The organism is Comamonas suwonensis, assembly GCF_012844455.2.
Lineage (GTDB): Bacteria > Pseudomonadota > Gammaproteobacteria > Burkholderiales > Burkholderiaceae_C > Comamonas > Comamonas suwonensis.
In genome coordinates, this window is record NZ_JABBCQ020000010.1 from 167,467 (window position 1) to 174,785 (window position 7,319).

Annotated in this window: 8 protein-coding genes; 6 read left to right on the top strand and 2 right to left on the bottom strand. The window is 56.5% G+C overall.

Annotated elements, in window-relative coordinates; genetic code table 11:
* Positions 1–120: 120 nt before the first annotated feature.
* Positions 121–1,113 carry a site-specific integrase gene (locus HF327_RS13275; RefSeq protein ID WP_042438374.1) on the bottom strand — a complete coding sequence of 331 codons (993 nt, stop codon included), beginning with the start codon at positions 1,111–1,113 and terminating at the stop codon, positions 121–123.
* A gap of 380 nt (positions 1,114–1,493) precedes the next feature.
* Here HF327_RS13275 and HF327_RS13280 point away from each other — a divergent pair, with 380 nt between their 5' ends.
* The 3 genes from HF327_RS13280 to HF327_RS13290 all read left to right on the top strand — a co-directional run bounded on the left by HF327_RS13280 (position 1,494) and on the right by HF327_RS13290 (position 3,468).
* Positions 1,494–2,177: a hypothetical protein gene (locus HF327_RS13280; protein WP_198460620.1), complete on the top strand. Its 684-nt coding sequence runs from the start codon at positions 1,494–1,496 to the stop codon at positions 2,175–2,177.
* A gap of 188 nt (positions 2,178–2,365) precedes the next feature.
* Positions 2,366–2,737, top strand: a complete 372-nt coding sequence (locus HF327_RS13285; protein WP_236024178.1) for a type I restriction endonuclease subunit M — start codon at positions 2,366–2,368, stop codon at positions 2,735–2,737.
* A complete protein-coding gene (locus tag HF327_RS13290) occupies positions 2,737–3,468 on the top strand; it encodes a hypothetical protein (protein WP_198460621.1) in 732 nt (243 codons plus the stop codon). Before HF327_RS13285 ends, HF327_RS13290 begins: the two co-directional genes overlap by 1 nt.
* A gap of 5 nt (positions 3,469–3,473) precedes the next feature.
* On the opposite strand, the gene HF327_RS13295 is transcribed toward HF327_RS13290, so the two are convergent.
* Positions 3,474–3,869, bottom strand: a complete 396-nt coding sequence (locus HF327_RS13295) for a helix-turn-helix domain-containing protein (protein WP_198460622.1) — start codon at positions 3,867–3,869, stop codon at positions 3,474–3,476.
* Between the two features lie 203 nt (positions 3,870–4,072).
* Here HF327_RS13295 and HF327_RS13300 point away from each other — a divergent pair, with 203 nt between their 5' ends.
* The 3 genes from HF327_RS13300 (at position 4,073) to HF327_RS13310 (ending at position 7,292) form a co-directional block, all read left to right on the top strand.
* Positions 4,073–5,092, top strand: a complete 1,020-nt coding sequence (locus tag HF327_RS13300) for a hypothetical protein (protein WP_236024179.1) — start codon at positions 4,073–4,075, stop codon at positions 5,090–5,092.
* Positions 5,093–5,204: 112 nt separating this feature from the next.
* Positions 5,205–6,011 (top strand): alpha/beta hydrolase, encoded by an 807-nt coding sequence (locus HF327_RS13305; RefSeq protein ID WP_003074474.1) that lies wholly within the window; start codon positions 5,205–5,207, stop codon positions 6,009–6,011.
* Between the two features lie 96 nt (positions 6,012–6,107).
* Positions 6,108–7,292 (top strand): serine hydrolase domain-containing protein, encoded by a 1,185-nt coding sequence (locus HF327_RS13310; protein ID WP_236024180.1) that lies wholly within the window; start codon positions 6,108–6,110, stop codon positions 7,290–7,292.
* Positions 7,293–7,319: the final 27 nt, after the last annotated feature.

Sequence of the window (7,319 nt, forward strand, 5' to 3'; positions counted from 1 at the left end):
CGGGATGACTGCTATCTGGCTGAAACCGGCAGTTCGGGCAGCCAACATGAACCTCCGCAATCGCTGCACAGCTGCCGTTGCCTTGTGCGAGCAGGTTCTTCACACCAGATGGACGGCGCATCAAAGCAGGCTTGGTATAGCCCGCTGTGTGGTTCTGCGTATGTACTTGACCAGCGTCACATCTGACTTGTGCCCCGTCTGCTCGCGTATCTGCCACGGCTGCAATCCTTGTTCGGCTGCACTGGTGCAGTAGCCAGCTCTCAAGCTGTGGCCGCTGATGTGCTTGGCATCTACGCCAGCTTGTGCTACGGCGGCTTTTGCGATGAGAGCTACAGACTGGGCTGACAGTCCTTGGCTGGCAATCTGGCCGTGGCGGTTTACTGCTCTAAAAACATAGCCTTCATGGATGCCAGCGACAGTCAGCCAATGAAGCAGGGCAGTGACAGGGCAGTGTGTGCCAGTCGCGCGTGGAATGAACACTGTGCGCCCGCGCCGCTCTTGATCTGTTTTGCTGATCGGTAGCTCAATCTCAATGCCGCTGGCTGAGGGATGCAGGTGCTCCATACGAATCTTCACCAGTTCAGAGCGCCGCATTGCAGAAGCAAAGCCCACCAGCAGCAATGCCTGATCACGTGCTGCTTTGACCGGCATCTGGCGGTGCTCCATGAAAGCTAGTGCGGCTAGCAGGTCTTCCTTGATCAGTGGCTTCACTTGCCGCTGTTTGGTGCTCAGCGTGCGGCGTATGCCTTGCATGACTTGCTTGACGATCTCGCTACGGGCCGGGGAGGGATGCTTTTGCTGCAAGTGCGCTTTATGTATGGCTGTGACGCGGCGCGTCAACGTAGCAACCGCCAAGCCTGCATTCGCAAACTCTGCCAAGTATTTCGCTAATCGCTTGGGTGTACAGGGAATGCTGCCGCCATGTGTCAAGAAATGCCGCACATCAGACGCATAAGCACGTTTTGTGGAGCTGGATTGGCTGGCATCTATATATTCTTGAACAGTGTTGCAGTTAAATGTTTTGATTGATTTGTTTTTCCTTAGAGTTTTCTGCTTTGTTTTTTGAGGGCGCGATTTATCCTCTGCCAAAGCGGTTGAACGTTGTTTACTCATGAGAGTTGTCTTTCTATTTAATGGTAATTGCGATTTATCGCTACCTAGAATCAGATAGGCGATTGAAGGGCTTGGCGAGTACGTGCCGGCGCAGCAAGTTGTTGCACTCAGTGAGTGCCTTGCCGTTTGTAGAGGTGTGGCTGAGACACTGGATTGCAGTGCAGATGCACTGGCTTTTTTGTAATTTACACAGCGACTCGCATTTGGATTTATAACTTCGCGACATTTAGTTTTCGACAATGTTGCAAAATTAATAAAATACAGTATTTTTTTGGTCTTTTGTATATAATAACACCATGCATTAATTAATCAAATTTTCTGATGAATTTATGTATCAGTAAATATCGCTGATTTTTATTATGTGCACAGAGCATTATTCGATGAATCACTGCCTGATTCCCGAGTTGAATCACCCGAGCAATTTGGCATTTCGCCGCCACCACCGCATCGTGCTGCTGCAGCGCTTGTTGCCGGTTCTGGCCGACATGCTCAGTGCGGAGCAGCTGGTTGATGTGTCGAGTGAGCTGGAGATGCTGTACTGGCCAGCACTGGGACGTGCGCAAAGTCCGTGCTTCTTTGAAGTGCCTGCGTTTCTTGGCTCCGTGACCCCGGATCAGCCGATGGAGCCTGCGGTGGTGTTCGAGCGCTTGATGGCGTTGCCGTGTCCACCGTTGCCGTTGGATGTGGCCCCGGTGGCTTGCAACTTGGAGCGTCTGGGCAAGCAGCTGGATTTGTCAGCTGTTGAGCAACTGCATCTGCTGTGCGCTTATCTGAATTACGGCGGTGGCGCGTGGCCGTATCTGCAGTTGCCAGAGCGTTCGCAGCGCGCGTTGCTGGCCGCATGGTGGGCCACCGATCTGGCTGCGGTCAACGCCACGCTGAATGGCCGGTTGGGCACGCTGCGCTTGCTGGAGCTGCCAAGCTGGCAGAACTCTGATGGCACGCAATCGCTGTGCTGCACATTGGCGGCGCTGCTGCCCATGTCTGCGGATGTGGTGCGGATTGTGAGCCAACACCATGCGACCTATGCCGCGTTGCTGAATGCACTTCAACAGCTGCCGTAGCACGCCTGCACTGGCGGTGTGAAGTCACTGCCACTTTGAATTCTTGATCTCTTCATGGACCGCTTTGACGGTCCTTTTTTTATCCGTTTCCACGCATGCGGAGGACAGTGCTCGCCCATGTGGGGCAGCGGTGTCGGTGGTTCGCGCGTGGAGTTCTTGCGTCTGACGTTCAACCAAGGAGTAATTCCATGTCAGCAAATTCTTCTCAACCCACAGCAGCTCGCCGCATGACGTTGATGAGCAATGCCCCACGCTTTGCGCTGGGCCAGATGGTCGCAACACCAGGTGCTTTGGCGCTGCTGGAGCAAACCGGCTTTAGTGCGCTGGCATTGATCTCACGCCATGTGCACGGTGACTGGGGCGACTGCTGCGTCGAAGACAAAGCTACCAATGAGCTGTCGGTCCAGCAGGGCATGCGTGTGATGAGTGTCTACCGACTGGTGGACGCCGAAAGACTGCAGCAGACGCCGCAAGACAAGCGCAGCTGCTTGCCCACGATCTGGATCATCACCGAAGCCAATCGCAGCGTGACCACGCTGCTCTTGCCGGAAGACTACTGATGGTGGCACGTGCATCTGGAACCACCTACGGTTTTCAGCGCGTGCATGCGGCATTGCAGACCGGCCATGTGCTGACCGTACAGCAACAGCGCCAAGAGCCGGTGCGCTGCTTCATGCAGCAGTCCATGCTCGATGGCGCTTGTGGCACGCATGTGTTGGCCATGATCTTGGTGATCTTCGATCTGGCCAAGGCCTCCGCCATGCACGACATGAGCCAGCGCAAGCATGGAGTGGCGGCTGCGGTCTGGAAAGCCTTCGGCCCCAAGTACTTTGCTGGCATTTACGCCAAAGAGTGGGCTGAACTGGTCAACAGCTTGGCTTTGCCACTGAAGCTGACGGCCAAGTACGGAGCCGCAGAGCATGTAGATCGGCATGCATTGGACTGGCTGATGCGTGGTGAGTTGGTGGCGCTGGCTTTTGCATCGGTCAAGCATCAACGTACCAGGCATTGGGCGCTGGCAGTCGGCGTGGAAGGCATCGCAACTGGATCAAAGCACCAACCGCAGCGCATCTTGTTGCTGGACCCTGGCGGTGGCGAACCGAGCTTCCAAGCATTCAATGCACGGCTGCGATTGCCGACCACGGGCCTTGGCAGTCGTCGCGCCAAACAAGTGCATCTGCCGGCTGATGATGCCAAGCCATGGACAGTGTTCTGGCACTACGAGTCCGAATCGTGGTCTGCGGAGTTGGTGCGGCTGCTGGCAGCGGTGCGCGTGCGCAAGCTGCAGTGACTGGCCTATGCCTTAGAGCTTTTGGCGCGGTGATCGGTGTCGACCGCTTTGGATGGCACTGGAATTTTTTCGGCATGCGCCTGGTTGCGGCGGCGCAGTTCACCGCCTTGCGATGCTGGTGGCAGCGTGGCCGTCACGCCATCAAAGAGCTCTGCCAGCGTGATGCCCAAGCAATGGCACAGCGTGGCGAGTGTGAGCAGCGATGGATTGATGTGGCCGTTCTCCAGCTTGGAGATGCGCGAGCGTTCCACCTCGGCCTCATGCGCCAATTGTTCTTGCGACTTTTGCGCCAGCTCGCGGTAGCTGCGCAGCTTGGCCCCCAGTGCCTTGGTGACGGCATTGGGAAGCTTCACCACTGGCGTGGTGCTCAGCTGCGGCGGGGCGGACTCCTTGGCTTTCATGGCCGCAGAGGGTCTGCCAATGTGCTTTTTGAGCCAACGTCTTATACGACACAATGCTTTAAGATTTGAGTCGTATAAAACACATAAAACAGGAGAGAGAAGTAATGAGAAAAACTCTAATGAGTGGCGCATGCGCGGCTGCAGCCGTGCTTGCTGGATGTGGCAGCAAGACGCCAACTTGTGCGGATGCGGAGACAGTTAGCTTGGTCAAACAGATATACCAGCAGCAGTTTGACAAGCAGCACAAGGACATGAGCGAAGAGCGCCAAAAGCGCGTCCAGTTCACGGTCAAGGACACCGCTGTTACTCTGGAGAACATCACCACCGACGCCAGCAATCCCGACACTGGAAAAGCTATGTGCTCGGCACAGCTGACAACCGTCATGCCGGAAGATGCTGTGAAAGCCGAGCCGCAGATGGAGCAATACATGCGGGCCATCTACGAACGGCAAGGTGCTGTATTGGATGGCACCAAGCTTCGTGGCCAAGTGACATACACCGTGCAGCGCACCGAAGACACCGGGGTATTGCAAGTGGCACTTAACGGCTTCATGCCTTTCATGGGCTACTTCCATGACATAGCCATGGATCGCTATGACCGTATGCTGCGCGCACAAGCAGCAGCAAAGAAGTCAGTCGAGGCTCAAATGTCTGCCGCACCATCTGCCAGCATGACTGAGATGGAAGCCGAGACCGAAGGAGCACCTTCGGAGCCTGCACCGTCAGCTGCACCACCACAGCAGCCACAAGCGACGATCAACGAGCAAATCCAAGCCGCGCAGCCTGTACCTGGCCAGACAGCTGCAGTGCCCACGCTGTGTTCAGCCGACGAGACCCCGGTGTTTGCCTGCTCGACCGGCAAAAAGCGTGCATCGCTGTGCATGGCCAGCAGCGGTAGTCAGCTGACGTACCGACTGGCCCCGCTGGACGCAGCGCCAGAGATGGTCTACCCGGCGAATGCTGCGACTGCAAGCACCGCGTTCAAACAGGGCACGCACACTGGCTCCACTGCGCAGGCACTGCCTTATGTATCGTTTGACAAGGGCAACTACCGCTATGTCGTGTATGGCCGGACAACCACGGAGCAAGGCATCTTGGTAGAGCAAAGTGGCAAGCGCATTGCAGACCTGCACTGCCAAGGGGAGCGACTGTCTGAGCTGGGCATGTCGAAGATGCAAAGTTTGAGTCTGAATCAAGACACGCGACCGTTGCAGCTCCCATAAATCCGCAGCAGTGGCATTCAAGCCTCAATCATGCCCGTTTGTGCCGTGCCGACTTGCTCAGCCAGTGCTGCCAAGGGCATGATTTCAGAAAAATAGAGAAAGAGAGGGAGACATGATCTCCAAGCCTATTGCTCCAGCCTTCAAGCACCTCTGGCGAAGCTTCTGTGCAGGTGCGGCTTTAATGGCCGCGACATTTGCAGTACATGCCCAGGGCTCCACATTCAAGCTTCCGACTCGCGAAGGGGTGAGCACCACGGTGTTTTGGGAAGCGACTCCGGATGCCAAAGCCACGGTGCTGCTGTTTCCCGGTGGTGGCGGTGGCTATGGGAGGGTGGAAAACGGCAAAGCCACTAGCAGCAATTTTTTGGTGCGCTCAGCGCCGTACTTCACAGCCAACGGCTTCAATGTGGCAATCCTTGGCCGCCCCAACGGCAAGGAGCTGGACTTTGCGGACAGAGTCACGGCCGAGCACATGACGGACCTCGCCAAAGTGCTGGAGTTCGTGAAGCAAAAAAGCGACCGTCCTGTCTGGCTCGTTGGCACCAGCCGGGGCACGGTGTCAGCGACGGCCATGGCGATCAAGGTGCCCGATCCGGCCATCGCCGGCCTGGTGCTGACCTCCAGCATCGTGCGCTATGCCACCCCTGGTGCTGTGCCGCTCCAGGACCTGAAAGCCATCCAAATGCCGGTGCTGGTCTACCACCATGCCAAGGATGCCTGCAGGCACTGCCAGCCGGTGGAAACGTCCTGGATTCTCAAGGGGCTGAGCAATGCGCCCGTCAAGAAACTGATGATGGTGGATGGCGGCTCCGACCCCACTGGCGATGAATGCGATGCGCAGCACTGGCATGGCTTTATCGGCATGGAGCGTGAAGCGGTGGATCAGATCGCAGGCTGGATCAGAAATCCAGTGAACTAAGCCAACAAGGCTGTCCACGTCACTCGTCTTCGCTGGCTCAGCGGATGTGCCGGTGGGCAAGCCTCTATCCAAAAGCAAAGATAACAAGAGAGCAACATGAACACAAAGCGTTGTATGCACACGCTGACGGCCACTGCAATCGCCGTGCTGTCGGCCTTCTCGGTGCAGTTCGGTTATGCACAGAACAACCCTGTGGCCGGTAACGGCGGAGCTTCCGCACCAGACGATTGGCTACTGACGCCCAAAGGGCCAAAGTGGTGGTATCAAACCATCCCGAGTCCGCAGCCTAAAGCGTTGAACGTCAGATCAGCCAAAGCGGCTGAGCAAACCGTCATCAATGAAGCCCGCACGCTGATGGCCAATCGTCCGGCCAAGGCTTTTGCATTGCTTGATGGTGACAACGTGCTGCACACCGAATTCAAAGCGCCCGCCGATGCCAATTCATTGTTTTTTGGCTTCTCGATGGGGAAGACGGTCACAGCCATGGCAGTTGGTCGAGCCATTTGCGCTGGCAAGCTCAGTCTGCAAACCAAAGCCAGTGAGTTGATACCGAAATTACAGGGCAAGGCTCTTGGCGAAGCGACAGTCCATGATCTGTTGCGCATGTCGTCCGGCACGGCCCAGATCAATGCGGACAGCACCATTTGGAACAAGGAGCAGGTTCAAGACTGGAGAGTCGGTCTGCTGAACCTGGAGGACCTGGTTTCGTCAGACCCAGTGACGCAAGCTGCCCGTGGTGTGTTCTCGACATACAAACCAGGCGAAGTCTTTGCATACAAGTCCACCGACCCCCTGACGCTGGGTATCATGGTCAGCCGCGCTACGAACACGCCTTGGAACCAGTGGATTCAGGAGCAAGTCCTCAATCCTATGGGGGCAGCGCATGCTGGTCTCTACGTCCAAGATCGGGCGCAGAACGGTCTTGCAGATTCCGGCATGCGCTTGCGCCTTGAAGACTGGATGCGCTTTGCGGTGTGGGTCAAAGAATCATCCAAGCAGCAAGACTGCTTTGGTGACTTCGTGCGCACAGCCATGAGCAAGCAAATCGCCAATGGCACAACACCGGCCACGCGCAAGAACGGCAAGCTGTTTGCCAGCTACGGCTACCTCACTTGGACCGACAACGACATTGCGCCGAACACGGCATGGGCTGTCGGTTGGGGTGGTCAGCGTATCGGTTGGAACAAGGGTAACGATCGCATGGTGCTGGTTTTTTCCAACGAGGAAGCTTGGCTGGGCGATGCTTATGTACTGGCTAAGAACTGGGGGCAGTTGCAATAAACAATCGTTGCTCTTAGTTGCCGACGC

Excerpts from the sequence above, each read along its gene's own strand:
- HF327_RS13285 (WP_236024178.1), top strand. The coding sequence starts at position 2,366 with ATGTCAGCAAATTCTTCTCAACCCACAGCAGCTCGCCGCATGACGTTG.
- HF327_RS13275 (WP_042438374.1), bottom strand. The coding sequence starts at position 1,113 with ATGAGTAAACAACGTTCAACCGCTTTGGCAGAGGATAAATCGCGCCCT.
- HF327_RS13305 (WP_003074474.1), top strand. The coding sequence starts at position 5,205 with ATGATCTCCAAGCCTATTGCTCCAGCCTTCAAGCACCTCTGGCGAAGC.
- HF327_RS13310 (WP_236024180.1), top strand. The coding sequence starts at position 6,108 with ATGAACACAAAGCGTTGTATGCACACGCTGACGGCCACTGCAATCGCC.
- HF327_RS13290 (WP_198460621.1), top strand. The coding sequence starts at position 2,737 with ATGGTGGCACGTGCATCTGGAACCACCTACGGTTTTCAGCGCGTGCAT.
- HF327_RS13295 (WP_198460622.1), bottom strand. The coding sequence starts at position 3,869 with ATGAAAGCCAAGGAGTCCGCCCCGCCGCAGCTGAGCACCACGCCAGTG.
- HF327_RS13280 (WP_198460620.1), top strand. The coding sequence starts at position 1,494 with ATGAATCACTGCCTGATTCCCGAGTTGAATCACCCGAGCAATTTGGCA.